The following is a 19,070-nucleotide window of genomic DNA, read 5'->3' as shown; positions in this document are numbered from 1 at the left end:
TTTCTGAAAGTCTTTCCAGCGGATTCCCCAATGCGTTCAACATTGAAGTTCTTTCTTCCGAATCAAATAAACCTTGGTTGCCAAGCTTTCTGTATGCCCTTTTGTACGTGTCCTTTTTCTCTTCAAATTTGCGGCAAATATTTATCTGATTATCAAAGAGTTTTATTTAGAATTGTCCTTTATTAAGTAGGTGATCAAAATTAGTTTACATATTGAAAACGAGGCATCGAGGTCGCGGGAATGTGAGATTACGAGGCATTCCGGCATCCCGAAGCCTCGCAGTCTCGAAATCCCGTGTCCTTTGTAATGTAGTTTAATTTTGAATAGTTACTTAATAGATGCCGTCGGTGATATTAATGTATCTATTGGAAAGTTGAGACGCACGGACATGCGTCTTTACGTTCCAAAGGTAATTCATATTAATAAAGGTGTTCTCATTTTGCTGAATGTCATTCTCGTTTTTGGGTTTTGTTGATGAGGAGAAACATTTTCTTGAAAAAACGCTTGACTTATCGTTTTTATTTGTAATTTCGTGCAACTTTTTGCGTAGAACAAATTATCAACTTATAAATACAGAAATTATGCAAAACATTGATTGGGCCAATTTGACATTCGGCTATTATCCAACAAATTACAATGTCCGTTGCTACTATCGTAACGGTCAGTGGGGCGAACTTGAAGTCAGTTCAGAAACCACCATCAACATTCACATGGCTGCTACTTGCCTGCACTATGGTCAGGAAGCTTTCGAAGGCATGAAGGCTTTCCGCGGCAAGGATGGCAAAGTCCGTATCTTCCGGATGGACGAAAACGGCAAGCGTCTGCAATCATCATGCGATGGCATCATGATGGCTAAGCTGCCTCTCGAAAAGTTCGAAGAAGCTATCGTCAAGGTCGTTAAGCTGAATGCTGAATTCATTCCTCCATACGAAACCGGCGCTTCTCTGTACATCCGTCCATTGCTGATTGGTACAGGCGCCCGCGTTGGTGTGAAACCTGCCGATGAATATCTGTTCCTCGTGTTCGTTACCCCAGTCGGTCCTTATTTCAAGGGCGGCTTCATGGCTAACCCATACGTCATCACCCGCAAGTACGACCGTTCGGCTCCTCTCGGAACTGGTATCTACAAGGTCGGTGGCAACTATGCAGCTTCCATGCGTGCTCACGTTGAAGCTTGCCATGGTGGTCAGTATGCTTGCGAGTTCTATCTCGATGCAAAGGAAAAGAAGTATATCGATGAAGCTGGTGCTGCTAACTTCTTCGCTATCAAGGATAACACCTACATCACTCCTAAATCAACATCAATCCTTCCTTCCATCACCAACAAGAGTTTGATGCAGATTGCTGAAAGCCTTGGCATGAAGGTTGAACGCCGTCAGATTGCTGAAGAAGAACTGGCTACATTCGAAGAAGCCGGCGCTTGCGGCACAGCAGCCGTCATCAGCCCGATCTCACGCATCGATGACCCGGAAACTGGCAAGTCATACGTTTTCGGTGACGGTCAGCCTGGCAAACAGAGCGAAAAACTCTACAACAAACTCCGTGGCATTCAGTATGGTACCGAACCAGACGAATTTGGCTGGATTACCATCGTTGAAGGCATCTAATTGGAAAAGTGGAAATTATCAAGAATAGCGAGCAATCGCAAAAGATGTGCCTCTTTACGGGGGCACATTTTTTTTGCCTGTTTTTTGGAAAAATGTGTCTATCTATCAAAACAATGTATTATTTTTGTGCCCAAATAGATTCATTAATTAAATTCAATAACTATGAAGAAAATTTTCCTCGCCTTAATGGCAGTGCTGGCTTTTTCATTCTCACTGAAAGCACAGCAGTACGTTTCGACGACTCCGTCAAACAGAAACGTCATCCTTGAAGAATTCACTGGCCGTAACTGCGGTTATTGCACCGACGGTCACAGAATTGGTAACGAAATCATGACCGAATTTCCTGGCAGATTCTGGGCTATTAACATTCATGATGGTGGATATGCTCCAACCTCATATCCTAACTTCAATACGACTGATGGTCATACCATTGCTTCTGGTTTCAGCATCAGCGGTTATCCTACGGGTAATGTCAACCGTTCATCAAATGTTTGCCAAGATAGAGGTCAGTGGAGAAGTATCGCTGTCCAGCAGATGGGTCAGGCTGCCGAATGTAACATTGGCGGTATGGTCGTCGTGAATCCTGCTTCACGCATTGCAACAATCACTGTTGAAGTTTATTACACTGGTAACAGTACAGTCGATGAAAACTATCTGACTGTTGTCATGCTTCAGGACAGTATTCTTGGTTCACAGGCCGACTATGGCAACTACAACCCTGGCCAATGGGTAGGTAGCCAATATTGCCACATGCACATTTTCCGCGATGTGGTGAACAGCACCAGCGCATGGGGCGATGCCATTTCCCCAACTACTCCAGGCACTTTGATTACCCGCACCTACACCTACGAAATTCCTGAAACCATCGGATCACCAAATGGCGTTGATGTTGACCTTGACAACATTATTTTCCTTGCATACGTTACCGAACGTTTCCAAGGCACTCCAACCCGCCCGGTACTGACAGCTAATGAACTGGATATGGTGACTGGTTCCGACGAACCTATCTTCCCATTCATAAAGAGCGTTGCTCAGGAAGCTGCAAGCACTTGCACGCACAGCAAGATTGTCAATGTTAAGATTCAAAATGGCGGTACTGAAACCTTGACATCACTGAAACTCGAAGCTGAAATTGAAGGCGAAACCGTTTCAATGGGTTGGGAAGGCGAACTTCCTCAGTATGGTATCGAAACAGTTGAAATTCCTGTTGAAGTTCCATTTGGTTCACATACCATCAATGTGAGCATTACCGAAGCCAATGGCACTCCATTCTCAGCTGAATCAAGTGCAACTGTCAGCTGCCAAGAATGGACTGATGTTGAAATCGATGGCGAAGAAACCGAAATCGAACTCCAGCTCATGCAAGACAAGTTCGGCAACCAGATCACTTGGGAGGCTACCGCTTCTGATGGCACTGTCCTCGCATCAGGTGGCCCATACGCAATGCTGATGGGTGGCACAGGCACTCAGCTCCACATCGAACGTTTCACAGTTCCTGCAAATGAATGTGTGAAGTTCTCGATTTATGACAATGTCGGTAATGGTATGTGCTGTTCATACGGTCATGGCTATTATATCCTTTATGACGCAAACGACAATGTCATCTTTGGTGATGAAGACGATGGCGAATTTGGCAGCGAAGCTTCTACTCTGATTTCAGTCAAGGGTCAAGCACCTCAAGCTACAGTCGGTGAAACTGAAGTTGAAATGGTCAGTGAAATTGACGCTAATTTCATCAGTTCATTGGATTATGTCGGTTATCCTGATGAAGTCGGTTTCGAATACAGAAAGGTTACAAGTTCAACTGTAAATACTGTTATCGGTAGAATCAACGAATTCAAACAAATCCTGGGTTCTGTTGAAGGTCTTGACGAAGCAAGCATCTATATGGTTAAGGCATACGCCGTCATCGAAGGCCAGACCGTTTACGGCCCGGAAGCTACCTTCAACACTGGTAATACTGGCGTCGATGAATTTGAAAACAGCGTGAAGATTTATCCTAACCCAGCATCAGATGTCCTGAACGTGGCAGGCGAAAACATTGCCAACGTTGAGGTTTACAATGCCATGGGCCAGCTCGTTCTTTCACAGGAAGTTGCTGACGGTCAGGCTCAAATCAGCACGGGTAGCATGAACAGCGGCATCTATTTCATCCGCATCTACTCACAGAACGGTGAAATGCAGACCAGAATGTTCTCAGTCGCCAAGTAATTTGAGTTACTTGTTATAATCAAAAAAGCCGCCTCGGTTCGGGGCGGGTTTTTTTGTGTTTTTCCTCAATTCAAACTTAAATCGTCCCCGATTGCCATTTATTTTGTATTTTTGAAGCCTCAAATTTAGAAGACAATGAAAATCAGAAACATTTTTTTAGTGGCATTGTGCCTCCTCACCACATTCGGTTTTGCACAGAAAAAAGAGAAATACACCGAAATCGACATTAAACAGTTTTATCGCACTATTCAAGGCGACTACAAATCAACGATAAACGACTCAACCTCTGTTTCACTACACTTTACGCCGATTTGGGAACGCGAAAACGACCGCTTCCACTGGCTTTACATGGAAGCCGTCAACGACTCGACAAAGGAAATCATCGAACAGAGAATACTCGAAATCAAACCTAAATCAGACAGAATCTTCAAAGTGATTGTCTACAAAATAAAGAATCCTGAAATGTTTGCCGGCAAATGGGCCAACCGAAACTATTTTGACGGATTCACCCAAAGCATACTGAAATGTCACTGCACCTATAAGTTCCTTAAAACAAAAGACTTTGAATATCAGACAGATTTAACGAGCCGCAAATCACTGAAATGCTTCACCAAAAACGATATCATCCATTTCAAGTTTGTGCAAGGCGATGAAAGGTTCTACATCAAACGGCAGATTAAAGGCACATACAACATCAACGGTTACATGTTCCAGAAACTGCCGACTGACATTGGATAACAAAATGAAAAAAGCCTCGGAGTTCCGAGGCTTTTTTCATTCATTGCAACTTGAACACCCAAGCTGCCGTACTCTTCAAGTCACTGTATTTCAACGGAGTTGTATCAATATACAATTTGCCGTCCTTGTATTTCCAAGGCAAGACCTTATTGCACCCTAACATCGTCACCTGCATATTTTCGGCAGGCTTATCAATATTCAAGACCAATTGGTCCTCAGGAAATTCCAAGGCGATGGCATAAAGTGCATTCTTCGATTGGGTGTAGCAAATGTTGGGCACCTCGCAGGAATAGACCGCCGACAAACCTTGGCATGACAACAAGCCACCCGTGGTGAAACACTTCACAATCTGCTTTTTCATTGTCTTTGTCGACCAATACAATTTCATCGAAGCATTCACATCGCGTTCCTCGTATGAAATCTCAATCGGATGACTGCCAGCCTTCAGCTTGATTCTTGCAGATGTGCTGCGGTAGTTTTTCGCTTCCTGGGCATCACTTTGAATCTCATCGGCTTTCTTTGGATTATAATCAATCAAAGTCTTTCCATCCAATGTAATTTTCACATTATCATCAACTTCCACATCGAAAACATAGGTATCTGTCTTGTCGACATTCAACATTCCCTTCCAGTTTGCCTTGAAATTGTCGCAACTGATTTCAGGGTCTGGCGAATTGCGCACCCAATCGAAATCAATGGCTTCGTCGACACGATTCACCGTGACTGATTTCATCTCGTAGAATTTCTTGTAAGGTCTTGTGCCATAGATGGCTTCCCCGTTGATTTCGAGCCATTTGCCAAGGTCGAGCAGACGCTCCTGCTGCAACAAAGGAATCTTTCCATCGGCAGCCGGACCAACATTTAAGGTCATGCCGCCACCAGCCGCAACCAGCATGGCAAAATGGCAAATCAGTTCATCCGAACTCAGGTAATTTTCAATCGGTTCGTTTCTGTTCAAGCCGAACGAACGACCCAAGCCACGACATTCCGCCCACGGACGGTCGGTCTTTGTGATGCCCGCGCTGTATTCCGGCGTGCGGAAACCGTAATTTGCCCCACTGCCCCAGCGGTCGTTCACGATAGCCTCGTCGCCCACCTGATTATAATACCACGAAATCAGTTCGGCAGCATGCCACTGCTCAGCGGAATTGTTCCATTCTCCATCCGAAAAAATGATGGAGGGCTTGTATTTCGTCACCAATTCCTTGAACTGTGGAATCATGTGTGTATCAACATATTCTGCAATTTCATCATCCGGGTCTTGATACCAACGGTGCAAAGGATTCGTCCATTCCGGCAAGGAATAATAGAAACCCATTTTCATGCCTTGCGCACAGACGGCATCGGTCAGTTCAGCGCAAATATCACGTTTCGGTCCGACCTGAACAGAGTTCCAATTTGGCGCAAACTTACTGTCCCACAGGCAGAAACCATCATGATGCTTCGAAACCAAAAGCACATACTTTGCACCCGATTTCTGAAAAAGTTCCGCCCATTCATCTGGATTCCACAATTCAGCTTTCCAAAGCGGCGCCAAATCCTGATAAGTGGAATTTTCACCAAAAACACGCTTCTGAAATTTCTGTCGCGGCGCATCATCGGAAGTCAAGCCACGGTAATACCACTCGGCATAACCCTCTTCGCTCGCATACGAAGGAACGGAATAAACGCCCCAATGAATGAAAATGCCCAACTTGGCATCAGCAAACCACTGCGGATAGCCACGCTGCTCTATTGATTCCCATGTAGGTTGCACTTGAGCGCACAAAGGAAAAGAACACAATGCTAACAAACAGAAAAATAATACCTTACGATTCATTTTTTACCTAAATTTCACTGTTATTTATCAAATCATGTAAAGAATCCGCATCTTGCCGGCAATTCCAAACAGCAACAACATAAAGTTGCTCACTATCAGCAATATAATAAATCATCTTTATTGGCTTAACCAATGCCAGCGAACGATATTCACAATTCACATCAGACAAAAAAGGATCAACGGAGCCTGAATGCGGAAAAGATTTCAACCGATTCGTTGCATCAACAAACATCATTTTGAGTTTGTCGGCTTGCAACTTGCCAAAAGTATGAAAAGTATAGCGTAAAACACTGTCAGCCATCAACATGGCGTTATGAGTCCAATTAACTTCCATAATTGAAATCCATGAAATGTTTTCTGACTTCTTCCTCAGAACAAGACTTACCTGCTGCAATTTCATTCATGCTGACATTCAGCTGTTCCTTCAGTTCTTCCACATCCCATGAGCACGGAATTCTATCCGATTCGGCACGTTTGTTCCTTAATTCAAAAGGAATTCCATCTTCCATAACCGATTTGCGAAGAAAAATGCGAATTGCTGTCGGCAAATCCATGCCAAGATTTTCAAAAACTTCAGAAGCCTGGTTTTTCAAATCTTCATCAATACGCAAATGTAATGTAGTTGTACACATTTTATATATGTTTGTATATTTACTCCGCAAAAATAAAAAATAATTACAAACCATAGCGCAAAATAAATAAAACTTTTTATTTTTGCGATATGAACATTTACCAACTTTTCCCACGGCTTTTCGGCAACAAAAACCCCGAAATTCACTTCGACGGCAACAAATTAGAAAACGGTTGCGGCACCTTCTCCGACATAGATGAGACCGCTCTGAATGCCCTTAAAAATCTGGGCATTACGCATATTTGGCTGACGGGAATCATTCATCATGCCACCACTGGCGAAACCCATCCCGACATCACAAAAGGCAAAGCCGGATCGCCATACGCAGTGACCGACTATTACGACATCGACCACGATTTAGGCACATTCGCTGATTTGAAAGCGCTCATTAACCGGATTCACAGCCAAAGCATGAAAGTCATCATTGACTTCATTCCCAATCATGTAGCGAGAGAATATAAAGGTTTTGAAGAGCGAAATTTCTACATTTTGGAAGGCCAGGAATTTGTGGCGCCGACAGGAAGCGGTTACAAGGAATTTCCCGCAAAAGCCACAGGAAACGATGTGTTCTCCCCCACCCCTTCCATCAACGACTGGTACGACACCATTAAGTTGAACTACAACGAGCGCGACACTTGGGAAAAGATGCTCAACATACTGAAATTCTGGTGCAACAAAGGCATTGACGGTTTCCGTGTCGATATGGCCGAAATGGTTCCCGTGGAATTTTGGCAATGGGCGATTGCCGAACTAAGGAAAGACTATCAGCCGATTCTGATTGCAGAAATCTATCAGCCAGTACTTTACCAGCCGTTTATTGATGCCGGATTTGATTACCTTTACGACAAAGTCGGATTATACAACAGTTTGGAAAACATCTTGCGCAACGGCCAGCGTGCCGACAGCATCACGCAAGTTTGGAAAGACCTCAACGGATTGGATGACAAAATGTTGCGCTTCATGGAAAACCATGACGAAGTGCGTTTGGCCTCGCCGCATTTTGTCGGGAACGCATTTGCAGCCTTGCCAGTCGTTGCCCTTTCCGCATTGATGAGCAAAGGTCCGTTCATGATTTACAACGGTCAGGAAAACGGTGAAGAAGCCATTGGCGCACAAGGTTATAGCGGTGATGACGGACGCACCAGCATTTTCGACTACACCAACATGCCGAAACACCAATTGTGGATGAATGGCGGACTTTTCGACAGCGGAAAATGCGACGATGAGCAAAAGAAACTGTTCGGTTTTTATTCAAGACTGCTCAATTTCCGCAACAGCAGCAAGGCCATTTCGGAAGGCGCATTTTACGATTTGATGTGGTGCAATCCTTGGTACAACAATTTCGACCCCGAATTTGTCTATGCCTTTTTGCGCTACACCGAAAATGAGCGACTGCTGATTGTGGTCAATTTCAACAGGAACGAGTGCCGCGACATACAGGTGAAAATCCCCGAAGACGCCCTGCAACTCATGGGTTTCCAAAGCCACAACGATTTCGGAATGGGCGGTTTCGAGGGCGAACACATTCAAATTCACCTTGCGCCAAGCGAAGTGAAAATCATTGATTTCGATACGAAAGAAAGCTTGTAATAATTTTCGTTTTCGGGCATTTTCGATGATTTTTTATATCGATTATGCCCAGAAACGAAAAATCAAAAAACAAACAAATCACTCATTTTCAATTTATTGAGCATTTCATTTGCATATTCATTTTCAATCATACCGAAAGTAGTGATAAAAGTCGGATAAACCGTGCATCGGGTTTGAGTTTGCATTTTACATCCAATAGTCTGGAAAGAGCGTTTTTTTGTAAATTTGCCGCCTATAGGAAAAATGATTCATACAGGAAGATGGAAAAACTTGAAAAAATCTCAGACAAATGGTGGTTTGCCATCATTTTGATAGTGGCACAGTCAGTCTTGTTGCCTTTTGCCAGCCGCAATTTTGATTTTGCAAACATCGGTCAAATCATACCGGTAACACTCTCAAACGCTTTCCAAACACAATTGGGGAACCTGAACATCCTTTTCCAGTCTTTGTCGCTTATGATGTTCATTTTGTTGTTTGTATTTAAAGACAAGATGAAAAACCTTTTCAATGCCTACGTGGCTTTGTCGTATACGGCTTTCGCATTCATTCAGAACATCGCCGTTACCGAAACATACGGGATAAGCATAGTCACCATCAATTTAGCCATGTTCCTGTTTGTAGCGTATGTTTGGATTCGCGAGACTTTGCAACCAAAAACCGTTTATGATTTCAAAAACTTTCAATGGAAATATGTGTGGATGATTATTTTGGCCTTATTCGCTTATTTATGCCCATTTGACAATCACGGCCATTTGGACTTGAATCCCATACATTTCTTTGTCAAGAATTCAGCGACTGCCTTTTGCATGACAACACCAGCTTTTCTCACGATATTGACGCTAAATCTTCCAAAAATCAACCTGACCACCTATCGAATCACGGCAATTGTCGGCTTCATCATAGGCTGCTACAATATGGCATCGTTTTTCAACCCCTACACCATCTATGTCGGTTTTATGCATCTGCCATTACTCACCATTTCGCTTTATTGCATCATTTTAAGCTACCGTATGCCCTCAAAAACAGACAAACAAGCAGAAGCGGATGCCGAATAACCGAACAAAAAAGCGGATTTTTATTTTCAAATAGTCTCAAAGACGTTTTTTTATGTAAGTTTGTAGGCAAATTTAAAAGCCATGCTTCCTCTCGTGCAACAAGATTCCTGGTTAGAGCCTGTGAGCCGGCAAATCGACGAGCGCCACGAGCGTTTTGAGAACCGCCTGCAATACATTTGCGAACACTTCGGCAGCCTGAAGGCCTTCGCCACGGCGCATCAGTTTTTGGGATTCAACTACGACAAGCGCCGCAAAGGCTGGTGGTACCGCGAATGGGCTCCCGCTGCGCATTTCCTCTCATTGATGGGCGATTTCAACAACTGGAACCGCTACGAATTTCCTTTGGAAAACATCGGCAACGGCGTTTGGGAAATCCTCCTGCCCGACAGCCGTTTTCGCGAGAAACTCGTCCACGGAAGCAAGCTGAAAGTGCTGGTGCAATCGGCCATTGGCGAGCACGAGCGCATTCCCGTTTACATTAAAAGAGTCATTCAAGACGAAGGCAACAAGGATTTTGCGGGACAGTTTTGGAATCCCGAAAAGCCATACGTTTTTGTAAACCAATCTCCCGATTTAGGCGAAACGCCTTTGATGATTTACGAATGTCACATCGGTATGGCGCAGGAAAAGAAAGGCGTCGGAACTTACAGGGAATTCACCAAAAACATTCTGCCACGCATTAAGGCAAGCGGATACAACACGTTGCAAATCATGGCTATAGCCGAGCATCCTTACTATGGCTCATTCGGCTACCATGTCTCCAATTTCTATGCACCGAGTTCGCGTTTCGGCACGCCCGAAGACTTGAAGGAACTCATCGACACGGCACACGGCATGGGATTGAAAGTCATCATGGATTTGGTACATTCGCACACGGTGAAAAACATCCGCGAAGGCATCAACCTATTTGATGGCTCCGACCAACAATATCTGCATCCGGGCGAACGCGGCAACCATAATCTTTGGGACTCAAAGCTTTTCAATTACGGCAAGACCGAAACGCTGCAATTCCTGCTTTCAAACATCCGCTATTGGTTGGAAGACTTTCATTTCGACGGGTTCCGCTTCGATGGCGTCACTTCCATGCTTTATTTAGACCATGGCGTAGGCGTGACTTTCGATGCGCCTGAAAAGTATTTCGGCGAAAACGTTGACAACGATGCCGTTACCTATTTGCAATTGGCCAACCGACTTTGCCACGAACTCAACAAAAGCAACATCACCATTGCCGAAGACGTGAGCGGAATGCCTGGTCTCTGCCAGCCAATCGCCGATGGCGGCATGGGTTTCGACTACCGTCTCGGCATGGGTCTCCCCGACTTTTGGATTAAGATTCTGAAGGACCAGCCCGAAGAGCAATGGAACATGAACGAGTTCTTTTTCACCATGACCAACCATTTGTCCTCCACAAAAACCGTGGCCTACGCCGAATCGCACGACCAAGCCTTGGTGGGCGACAAAACCATTGCTTTCCGTCTGATGGACAAGGAAATGTACACTTCCATGAGCATCGACACGCCAAGCATCACCGTTGACCGTGGCATTGCGCTGCACAAGATGATCCGGCTTTTCACCATCACTTTGGGCGGCGAGGCTTGGCTCAATTTCATGGGCAACGAGTTCGGCCATCCAGAATGGATTGATTTTCCGCGACTTGAAAACGGCTGGAGTTACAAATACGCAAGACGGCAGTGGTCACTCAACGACAATTCCGACCTAAAATATCATTTCATGGGCGATTTCGACAAGGCCATGATTGATTTCATGAAAAGGATGCGTATCGCGGGTTCGAGCCCCGCATGGCTGCTCAAAGCCGACGAAGAGGACAAGACCATCGTCTACGAACGCAGCAACCTGATCTTTGTCTTCAACTGGGGCACGAATTCCATTCCCGATTACGAAATTCCCGTCAGGCAGACTGGCGACCACCGCATCATTTTCACCACCGATGAAAAACATTTCGGCGGCTTCGGCAACATCAGCACTGAAACGAATTTCCCCACTGAGAAACGCAAAGACGGTATTTTCATGAAGATTTACAATGTGAGTAGGACAGCAAGTGTATACGAATCAACACATTAAAAAAAACGATTATGAATCCACGGGTTACAGCCGTAAAGGCAGAAAAAAACTACATGTTGATATTGGAATTTTCCAATGGCGAAAGAAAAAAATTCGACGTCTCTCCTTATATCGGGAAAGGAATATTTGCAGCATTAGCCGATGAAGCCGCATTTCAAAATGTCAAAGTATTCTTGGGCAGCATACAATGGGCAAATGGCGCTGACCTTTGTCCCGACACGTTGTATTTGGATTCGGTTGCTTGCTGACGGAATTCCTTCTTTTTTACTCAGAGGCTATTGCATATCAATCAACTAAATAAACATTACCATTATGAAAAAGACAATCTTATTTTTTGCATTCATTTTCCTTTCCACTTGCGGTTTTTCGCAAGTCAAGCAGCACAAGAGCACGGAAAAAGAAAAGTACTATGAGAGAACTTTTAAAGAACGTAAAGAACCGATTAATCCTACCATTGAACAAGTCCTTGAATATTACAACGAGTTTTTTGCATTAAATGAAATGTGCGATTTCTCGCCTTATTCAGATTCATTGTTTCACAGCAACACATATAGCGATTCTGTCCCAAACGGAATGGACTTCTTTTCTAATTGGGACAAACATGACTCTTTGTGGAATGAAAAATGTACAAATCCAAAATATCGAATTGGCAAGGTGCTGAAAAGCAATATAATTAAACATGAAGCAACCGATAAGATGGAAGTGTTTTTATATGAAGACAGTAAGTTTGAAGACTATTGGTGGAAGACTGGCGTATGGGTTGCCATTTCTTACGACAAACGAAAAACATGGAACTACTATTATTCGGGAATCACGCAAAAACAGCCTTTATGCCTAAAATGGTACTCTAAATTGCCTTTGATTAAATCAGACAATGAAATACAAATAGAAGCGGCACTAATGCAACAAGTCGGGCATTACATTGAACCTATTGGGTTCCCTAAATACAGAAACATTAAAGACGGTCTGGTTTTAACCATCGATTTGGAAACACAAACGAAAGACAGCGATAGAGATGGCTTAACTGATATTGTTGAAACCAAATTTTTCACGGATCCCAATAACCCTGACACCGATGACGACGGATTTCCTGATGGCGTAGATATGAATCCGCGTTTTTCCACCACAAGAACAGAAACAACAAGTGTTGTTGAGGCTATTCTATATGGAAATATCCAATTCAACGACTCCGTATATGTCAGTATTGATGCAACTCCTTCCATCAAAGAAGCATCTGATGAAACAGAAACATATTTAATTGTTTCTGACGACCCTGCGGTTTGGAGCGCCCAGCCTGATTCCATCAGAATCATCGTTTTGACCAATCAAGAATTTGAACGATACGTTGGCCCATTTGAGAACCGATTGAGCAGGATATATCTATCTCCATTTTTCCGCGTTGATAATGAAGAGAATGCCTTTGTGTGTTCATGTGATGATCGCAAAGGCTATAGTTCATATTACATAAAGAAAACGGAAAAAAGTTGGAAAATCGTCTTGACGAGCCGAGCAATTAGTTAGCCAGATTTTCACCTCACCTGTCCCCTAAACCAAGCCTTGTCATCTTCGCTTAACCCTTGATTATCAATGCTCTGCTCCAAATTATCGTAATAGTTGCGGAATTGTTCCACGCTTTCGCGTAACGATTGCGGGTCGTAGGTGACTTTTTCGCCAATCGAGCCAAACAAGCCCAATTCATCCTTCAAAACGATGTCGGCCTTGCGGCATTTCAGTCCCAGAATGGCTTTTGCCAGACGACGGGCATTGCCTTTGATGCCATCAAGCAAATCCAAGGTTTCGCCTTGCGGATAAACGACGCGCAAGTTGCCTGCGTTTTCCCAAGCATCAGTTGGCAAATCCACCACCAATGCGAAAGCGTTGCCATCATATTGCCAAGCGATTTCCCTATCATTGTAATAGACTTTTTCAGGAATGTCCGATGCCACCAGTTTCACGGTCATGTCGCGTTTCTCGCTCATGCCCTCGAAGCTGCCTTTTCGCGGAGCAATGCTCACACTCTGCACATTTTCAATCCTTTCCGAAGTAATCTCAACCGTTGCAAATTGCTTGTCATAGTTCTTGTCATCGCCAGCATCGTCATAAAACACGAAACCACCATCAGCACCCGGATAGACCTCAAGCACATATTTCTTTTCGGCAGCATCCAAATCCTGATTGTAATCGGCATAAAACGGAATGATGGAACCCGCCTTCACATACAAAGGATATTCATCAATCATGAAACTGCGGCGGACGGTGCAGTTGCCTTCGAGCAACGTGCCCGTGCAAACCTCAATCCAATTGCCTTCGGGCAGCCAGACATCAATTTCGGCAAAGCCATTTTCCATCGGCACTGTAATCGGAGCAACAAGCATTTGGTCGCCAAACATATATTCGTTTCTGAACGAATAAGCCTTCTGGCAATCAGGCCATTCGTAATACAGCGGACGGCAAAGCGAGAGACCTTCATCGTGTGCCTTACGCGCCATCGTGTAAATATAAGGTATCATTTCGCGGCGCTGATGAATGGTATTGCACACAATGTCGGTATATTCCGAAGGCAGCACCCAAGGTTCCTTGGTAATGGAAGCATCCTTGGTGGAATGTGTGCGCAAAATCGGACTCAAAGCGCCAAACTGCATCCAACGGGTGTAGAGTTCAGGTTCAATCGGGTTGCCCCAGTGTCCGCCAATGTCGTGGCTCCATAAGCCATACAGCACATTGCTTGCCGTAGCATTGAAATAAGGCTGGAAATCGAGCGACTGCCACGAAATGACGGCATCACCAGAAAAGCCAATCTGATAACGGTGGTTGCCCAAACCGCCCCAGCGGTGATAGAGCATCGGACGCGTTTCGCGCATGCGCTCAAAATTGGAGAAGAAGCAATAGTTGATCCACCAAGTGTTACTCAAATTGTCCAGACGGTTATCGTTGAGTTTCTGCTGCCAGTCGAGCCACCAGAAATCGATGCCATTTTTTTCCATAGGCTTCAGAATCACATCAAACATGCCCGACATAAACGATTTGTTGGAGCTTTCCCAAGGTATCATTTTGCGGCCAGTAGTATCGAGTTCCATGTAGGCAGCAAGTTCGTCATACTTTTCCTCAAAAGGCTCCACGCCACCGGCAGGATGCAGGTTCAAAGTCGTGCGAATGCCTTTGGCATCCAAATCGGCGAGCAGGCGCGGATAATCGGGGAAAAGTTTCTTGTTCCAAGTCCAGCCCGTCCAAGCGCCTTTGCCTTTTTCGGTGTAATGCCAGTCCATATCGATGACCAAAACATCCAAGGGGATGTCATATTGTCCCAGTTTGCGCACCAAATCTCGGACTTCCTTATCGCTGTACGACCAATAGCGCGACCACCAATAACCGAAAGCATAACGCGGCGGCAACGGAACCCGTCCCGCAAAAACGGTAAAGTCTTTCAAAGCCTGCTTGTAATCGTGGCCGTAAGCCATGAAATACCAATCCTGATTATCAGTGTTTTCGCGTTCCTTCACCCAGGCCCAATCGGAATCATCAAAAAGATAGGACTGCGAATCATCTATCAAAGTCCAACCATCGGTGGCTAACAAGCCATCCTCAATCGGCATTTTCGGATGCTCGGTGCCGTGAACGTAGGTATCGCCATCATAGCCGTCCAAAGTGCGATATGTGCCTTTCAGATTGTTTTGCTGCTGCATTCCTGGCTTCCATTCAAATTTCGGATTAACGCCTTTCTGCGAAACAACACTCAGATTATCAGCCGAAAACGCGCCACTGCCCTTCTTATATTTCAGTTTCATTTTCGCCGTTGCAATTTCGATGAACTTACCCGTCTTCACCTGATACTTCACTTCAGGATAATCGCGGATGACCGCCACTTGCGAAGGCGAATCGACGAATTTTCCATCAGGCGCATATTCCAAACGGATAACGCCATCAGTAACGACCGTAAAACGCACGGTTTCATCTTGATAAGCAATGTTTTTATTTTGAGCAAAACCACTGATTGTCAGCAGCAAAACGCATAATTCGAGCAATACCTTTTTCATAATTGGACAACTTTAAGTGAAGAAACATTCGGAGAGCCAACCGTTACGGAATCCAATGGCGGTTAATCTCTGTCACCAGACCATTCTCTATGGTGACACGCGTGTTCAGCTGATTGAACTCACGCCTATAATCCTGGAGGTTTTCAAGGTAAAGCTTTTGTTCCGTGCGAATCGTATCAACAGGGTCGGTAGGTTCAATGCCACAATCGACAATGATGAAATCCTCCGACAATGCCACTTCAGCCTTGCCCAACTCTGAATAGATGGCGTGGTCGTCCCATGTCCTTGCTATGTATGTTCCACCTTCATAGCCCACGAGCCAGCAACCGCCTTCTTCAAGACCTCCGTTGATGTTGATGCCACCATCAACATTTTCCATCTTATTGATGACCAAAGGCTTGGATTCGTAGATTAGCGTATCTCCGACTTGCATTTGCGAAATCTCTACGGCGTCATACAAAACCTGATTATAGACAGTCATGCGAAGATTGCCGCCCATCCAACGGAAATCATCAGATGTGAAAGAGGCCGCCACCGTGCAATCCTGAAGGTTATCGACTTCAATGCCGGCTGGCAATGGAGCGATTGACTTGTGTTCCACTTTTTGCGCACAGCCACACAATAAGGCCATGGCTGCAATGGCTAATGCTGATTTTAATGTTTTCATAAGTATTCTTAATTTTAAAACTGTTCATTAAACGATTTTGATGGCACAAAAATACGGAAAAGCCAAAGCTAACCAAGCGAAAAGCAAAAAATCACACGATTTCGTCTTCTTCCGACTTGAAATAGACAGGCACGGCATAAAGCGGAATATCGGTCAAGCCGTCGCGTTCCTCAAAATGGCGCATCGAAATTCGGTATTTCTTCTTTAAATCGAATCGTTCAGAAAAGACTTTCAGCGACTTGGAACGAAGGTTTTCTTCGGCCTTTACTTCCACAGGCGCCACCACGCCGTCGTACTGAATCAGGAAGTCGATTTCCAGTTGCGTATCGCTGCTGTAATAGAAAACAGGCAAGCCATCAACCGTCGCAAGATGCTGCATGACAAACTGTTCGGTAAAAGCACCTTTGTATTCCGTGAAGCAATTATCGCCAAGTAGGACGTGAGCTGCGTCGGCACCACTCATGGCACCAAACAAGCCGCAGTCGAGCAAAAACAGCTTGAATGCATTCGGGTCTTCATAAAATTTCAATGGATTACCCGGTTTCGTGACGCGACGCACCTTGTGAACGATGCCCGTATCGACAAGCCACTGAATGGCCAGCTCAAACTCAGCCGCACGCGCACCCTTCTTGATGGCACCGTAAACGAATTTCTTGTTTTCCTTGGCCAATTGCGAAGGAATGGAATTAAGCACCATATTGACACGCTGCACATCGCGTTTCGGCGCATGTTTCGAAATATCAGCCTGATAAGCCTTCAAAATCCGTTGCTGGATATTACGCACCGATTTTAAAGTCTTTCCCGTACTATAGGCCAAAACCGCTTCCGGCATACCACCCACATAATAGTATTGACGAAGCAACTCAACATATTTCGGGTGCAAAGTCTCAACGACAGGCCAATCCTTAGTTTCCAAGACATTTGCCAAAGCTTCCTCGCCCACCGCCCAAAGAAACTCCATGAAAGTCATCGGATAAATGTCAAGCATATCAACTTTTCCAACTGGGAACGATGTGCCTTGATGCAAGGCTATGCCCAGCAAAGAACCAGCCACAGCGACATGATACTCAGGAGCATTTTCGCAAAAATACTTCAAGGCACCAAGGCCCCTTGGCAGTTCCTGAATTTCATCGAAGACAATCAAAGTCTTGCCCGCCACGACAGGGACCTGCGCAATGGTTTCAACCGTTCGGATAATGCGCTCAACATCATAGTCAGTGAAAAGCGTTTCTGCCAAAGGTGCGCTATCACAGCTGACGTAAGCAAGATGTTCAAACTCGTTTTGTCCAAATTCCTTGAGCAGCCAAGTCTTCCCAATCTGCCTTGCGCCATTCAAAATCAATGGTTTACGTCCTTCACTTTCTTTCCATTTAAGCAATTGCAAATAAGGTATTCTTTTCATTTTTACACTTTTTTAACCGAATTTTCGCTGCAAAGATACACTTTTTTCACCGAACTTTTACACTAAACTTACATTTTTCCTACCGAACTTTCATATATTACAACCTTCTAAAATCAATAATGTATAGAAGACATTTTGAAACATAAATGGGTCAACACATCAAACAAGTTATTATTTTTGCAATTTGTTTCAAACCAACTCAAAAAAAACGCTTTTGCAACTTCTTGAAAAGTTTTGTAAAATGAAATCAAGCAGCAAACTTCTCGGACATCTGGCGGTTTTCGTCGCCTACACCATTTTCGGATTCAACATCATCATTTGCAAGGACTTGTCGGATTCGAGTCTCATCTCCCCTATCGGACTTTTCAACCTCCGCGCCATCGGTGCGACCATCTTGTTCTGGCTCATCTCATGCTTCATGCCCAAGGAAAAAGTGCCATTCAGCGACTTGTGGAAAATCTTCATTGCCTCTATGCTCGGACTTTTCTTCACGCAACTCACTTTCCTGAAAGCCATCAAGATAGCCACGCCTTTAGACACTTCCATCATCAACTCCATCACGCCGATTTTCACCATGTTCGTTGCCGCCATTGCGCTGAAGGAACCCATCACGCTGAAAAAAGCAGGCGGTGTTGCCGTGAGTTTCATCGGCGTCATCATGCTCATTCTCAACACCGTTCACGCAAGCAACAACGGTGTCACCCAAACCCAGCCTTTAGGCATTGTCCTCATCATCTGCAACAGCCTTTTCTTTGCAACCTACTTAGGCGTTTTCCGTCCGCTGATTGCCAAATACAATGTCGTGACTTTCATGAAATGGATGTTCCTATTTTCCATGCTGGTCTCCGTTCCGCTCAACCTGAACGAAATCACGCACTTGAATTTCAGCGTCATGCCGACAAATTACCTGCTGGAATTAGGTTTCCTTATCCTCTTTTCCACTTTCATCGCCTATTTCCTCATTCCGGTTGGGCAGAAATCGCTGCGCCCGACCGTCATCAGCCTTTATTCCTACCTGCAACCGCTAATTGCCACCATCACAAGCATTTATTTAGGCATGGACAAATTGAGCTGGCAGAAAGTTGTGGCAGCCGTGCTGGTCTTTACCGGCGTGATTCTCGTCAACAAGAGCCGCGCAGCGGACAGCAAGACGAAATAGCCTGTCTGTCAGCAATTCAATAAACAAAAACAAAGCGACTTACCATTGTTTTTCCTATTTTTGTTGCTTTAAATA

At 44.7% G+C, this 19,070-nt stretch carries 15 protein-coding genes; 9 read left to right on the top strand and 6 right to left on the bottom strand.

Going from position 1 to position 19,070, the window contains the following annotated elements; all coding sequences use genetic code 11:
- The first annotated feature begins 581 nt into the window (after positions 1-581).
- The 3 genes from AC06MN_RS00805 to AC06MN_RS00795 all read left to right on the top strand — a co-directional run bounded on the left by AC06MN_RS00805 (position 582) and on the right by AC06MN_RS00795 (position 4,556).
- A complete protein-coding gene (locus tag AC06MN_RS00805; RefSeq protein WP_475670457.1) occupies positions 582-1,607 on the top strand; it encodes a branched-chain amino acid aminotransferase in 1,026 nt (341 codons plus the stop codon).
- A gap of 162 nt (positions 1,608-1,769) precedes the next feature.
- Positions 1,770-3,818, top strand: coding sequence for a T9SS type A sorting domain-containing protein (locus AC06MN_RS00800; RefSeq protein WP_475670456.1), 2,049 nt, complete (start codon positions 1,770-1,772; stop codon positions 3,816-3,818).
- Between the two features lie 135 nt (positions 3,819-3,953).
- The gene (locus AC06MN_RS00795; RefSeq protein ID WP_475670455.1) at positions 3,954-4,556 is read left to right on the top strand and encodes a CpcT/CpeT family chromophore lyase; all 603 of its coding nucleotides are present in this window, start codon (positions 3,954-3,956) and stop codon (positions 4,554-4,556) included.
- Positions 4,557-4,596: 40 nt separating this feature from the next.
- On the opposite strand, the gene AC06MN_RS00790 is transcribed toward AC06MN_RS00795, so the two are convergent.
- From AC06MN_RS00790 to AC06MN_RS00780, 3 genes are read right to left on the bottom strand one after another with little or no spacing between them, the layout of a single operon-like run.
- Positions 4,597-6,375 carry an alpha-L-fucosidase gene (locus AC06MN_RS00790; protein ID WP_475670454.1) on the bottom strand — a complete coding sequence of 593 codons (1,779 nt, stop codon included), beginning with the start codon at positions 6,373-6,375 and terminating at the stop codon, positions 4,597-4,599.
- Positions 6,376-6,382: 7 nt separating this feature from the next.
- Positions 6,383-6,709, bottom strand: coding sequence for a type II toxin-antitoxin system RelE/ParE family toxin (locus AC06MN_RS00785; protein ID WP_475670453.1), 327 nt, complete (start codon positions 6,707-6,709; stop codon positions 6,383-6,385).
- Positions 6,699-7,007 carry a type II toxin-antitoxin system RelB/DinJ family antitoxin gene (locus AC06MN_RS00780; RefSeq protein WP_475670452.1) on the bottom strand — a complete coding sequence of 103 codons (309 nt, stop codon included), beginning with the start codon at positions 7,005-7,007 and terminating at the stop codon, positions 6,699-6,701. The genes AC06MN_RS00785 and AC06MN_RS00780 overlap by 11 nt, the downstream gene beginning before the upstream one ends.
- Before the next feature lie 89 nt (positions 7,008-7,096).
- On the opposite strand from AC06MN_RS00780, the gene AC06MN_RS00775 reads away from it, so the two are divergent.
- From AC06MN_RS00775 to AC06MN_RS00755, 5 genes are all read left to right on the top strand, one after another.
- The gene (locus tag AC06MN_RS00775) at positions 7,097-8,596 is read left to right on the top strand and encodes an alpha-amylase family glycosyl hydrolase (protein ID WP_475670451.1); all 1,500 of its coding nucleotides are present in this window, start codon (positions 7,097-7,099) and stop codon (positions 8,594-8,596) included.
- A gap of 260 nt (positions 8,597-8,856) precedes the next feature.
- A complete protein-coding gene (locus AC06MN_RS00770) occupies positions 8,857-9,651 on the top strand; it encodes a hypothetical protein (protein ID WP_475670450.1) in 795 nt (264 codons plus the stop codon).
- 81 nt (positions 9,652-9,732) lie between these two features.
- Positions 9,733-11,733, top strand: a complete 2,001-nt coding sequence (locus AC06MN_RS00765) for an alpha-amylase family glycosyl hydrolase (RefSeq protein WP_475670449.1) — start codon at positions 9,733-9,735, stop codon at positions 11,731-11,733.
- A gap of 11 nt (positions 11,734-11,744) precedes the next feature.
- The gene (locus AC06MN_RS00760; RefSeq protein ID WP_475670448.1) at positions 11,745-11,981 is read left to right on the top strand and encodes a DUF2442 domain-containing protein; all 237 of its coding nucleotides are present in this window, start codon (positions 11,745-11,747) and stop codon (positions 11,979-11,981) included.
- Between the two features lie 64 nt (positions 11,982-12,045).
- A complete protein-coding gene (locus tag AC06MN_RS00755; RefSeq protein ID WP_475670447.1) occupies positions 12,046-13,254 on the top strand; it encodes a hypothetical protein in 1,209 nt (402 codons plus the stop codon).
- 8 nt (positions 13,255-13,262) lie between these two features.
- Here AC06MN_RS00755 and AC06MN_RS00750 read toward each other — a convergent pair whose 3' ends face one another.
- From AC06MN_RS00750 to AC06MN_RS00740, 3 genes are all read right to left on the bottom strand, one after another.
- Positions 13,263-15,767 carry a glycoside hydrolase family 31 protein gene (locus tag AC06MN_RS00750; protein WP_475670446.1) on the bottom strand — a complete coding sequence of 835 codons (2,505 nt, stop codon included), beginning with the start codon at positions 15,765-15,767 and terminating at the stop codon, positions 13,263-13,265.
- Between the two features lie 43 nt (positions 15,768-15,810).
- Positions 15,811-16,434: a hypothetical protein gene (locus AC06MN_RS00745; protein WP_475670445.1), complete on the bottom strand. Its 624-nt coding sequence runs from the start codon at positions 16,432-16,434 to the stop codon at positions 15,811-15,813.
- Positions 16,435-16,525: 91 nt separating this feature from the next.
- Complete coding sequence (locus AC06MN_RS00740) at positions 16,526-17,836, bottom strand: ATP-binding protein (RefSeq protein ID WP_475670444.1); 1,311 nt, start codon at positions 17,834-17,836, stop codon at positions 16,526-16,528.
- Positions 17,837-18,077: 241 nt separating this feature from the next.
- Between AC06MN_RS00740 and AC06MN_RS00735 the strand changes: the two genes are divergently transcribed.
- Positions 18,078-18,995, top strand: a complete 918-nt coding sequence (locus AC06MN_RS00735) for a DMT family transporter (RefSeq protein ID WP_475670443.1) — start codon at positions 18,078-18,080, stop codon at positions 18,993-18,995.
- Positions 18,996-19,070: the final 75 nt, after the last annotated feature.

The organism is Candidatus Limimorpha sp., assembly GCF_056203535.1.
The sequence above is the reverse complement of the archived record's forward strand: the minus strand, read 5'-3'. Positions and strand labels throughout refer to the sequence as shown.

What these genes read in the sequence shown, in the direction of transcription:
- AC06MN_RS00805 (WP_475670457.1), top strand. Translation starts at nt 582, where the DNA reads ATGCAAAACATTGATTGGGCCAATTTGACATTCGGCTATTATCCAACA.
- AC06MN_RS00800 (WP_475670456.1), top strand. Translation starts at nt 1,770, where the DNA reads ATGAAGAAAATTTTCCTCGCCTTAATGGCAGTGCTGGCTTTTTCATTC.
- AC06MN_RS00795 (WP_475670455.1), top strand. Translation starts at nt 3,954, where the DNA reads ATGAAAATCAGAAACATTTTTTTAGTGGCATTGTGCCTCCTCACCACA.
- AC06MN_RS00790 (WP_475670454.1), bottom strand. Translation starts at nt 6,375, where the DNA reads ATGAATCGTAAGGTATTATTTTTCTGTTTGTTAGCATTGTGTTCTTTT.
- AC06MN_RS00785 (WP_475670453.1), bottom strand. Translation starts at nt 6,709, where the DNA reads ATGGAAGTTAATTGGACTCATAACGCCATGTTGATGGCTGACAGTGTT.
- AC06MN_RS00780 (WP_475670452.1), bottom strand. Translation starts at nt 7,007, where the DNA reads ATGTGTACAACTACATTACATTTGCGTATTGATGAAGATTTGAAAAAC.
- AC06MN_RS00775 (WP_475670451.1), top strand. Translation starts at nt 7,097, where the DNA reads ATGAACATTTACCAACTTTTCCCACGGCTTTTCGGCAACAAAAACCCC.
- AC06MN_RS00770 (WP_475670450.1), top strand. Translation starts at nt 8,857, where the DNA reads ATGGAAAAACTTGAAAAAATCTCAGACAAATGGTGGTTTGCCATCATT.
- AC06MN_RS00765 (WP_475670449.1), top strand. Translation starts at nt 9,733, where the DNA reads ATGCTTCCTCTCGTGCAACAAGATTCCTGGTTAGAGCCTGTGAGCCGG.
- AC06MN_RS00760 (WP_475670448.1), top strand. Translation starts at nt 11,745, where the DNA reads ATGAATCCACGGGTTACAGCCGTAAAGGCAGAAAAAAACTACATGTTG.
- AC06MN_RS00755 (WP_475670447.1), top strand. Translation starts at nt 12,046, where the DNA reads ATGAAAAAGACAATCTTATTTTTTGCATTCATTTTCCTTTCCACTTGC.
- AC06MN_RS00750 (WP_475670446.1), bottom strand. Translation starts at nt 15,767, where the DNA reads ATGAAAAAGGTATTGCTCGAATTATGCGTTTTGCTGCTGACAATCAGT.
- AC06MN_RS00745 (WP_475670445.1), bottom strand. Translation starts at nt 16,434, where the DNA reads ATGAAAACATTAAAATCAGCATTAGCCATTGCAGCCATGGCCTTATTG.
- AC06MN_RS00740 (WP_475670444.1), bottom strand. Translation starts at nt 17,836, where the DNA reads ATGAAAAGAATACCTTATTTGCAATTGCTTAAATGGAAAGAAAGTGAA.
- AC06MN_RS00735 (WP_475670443.1), top strand. Translation starts at nt 18,078, where the DNA reads ATGAAATCAAGCAGCAAACTTCTCGGACATCTGGCGGTTTTCGTCGCC.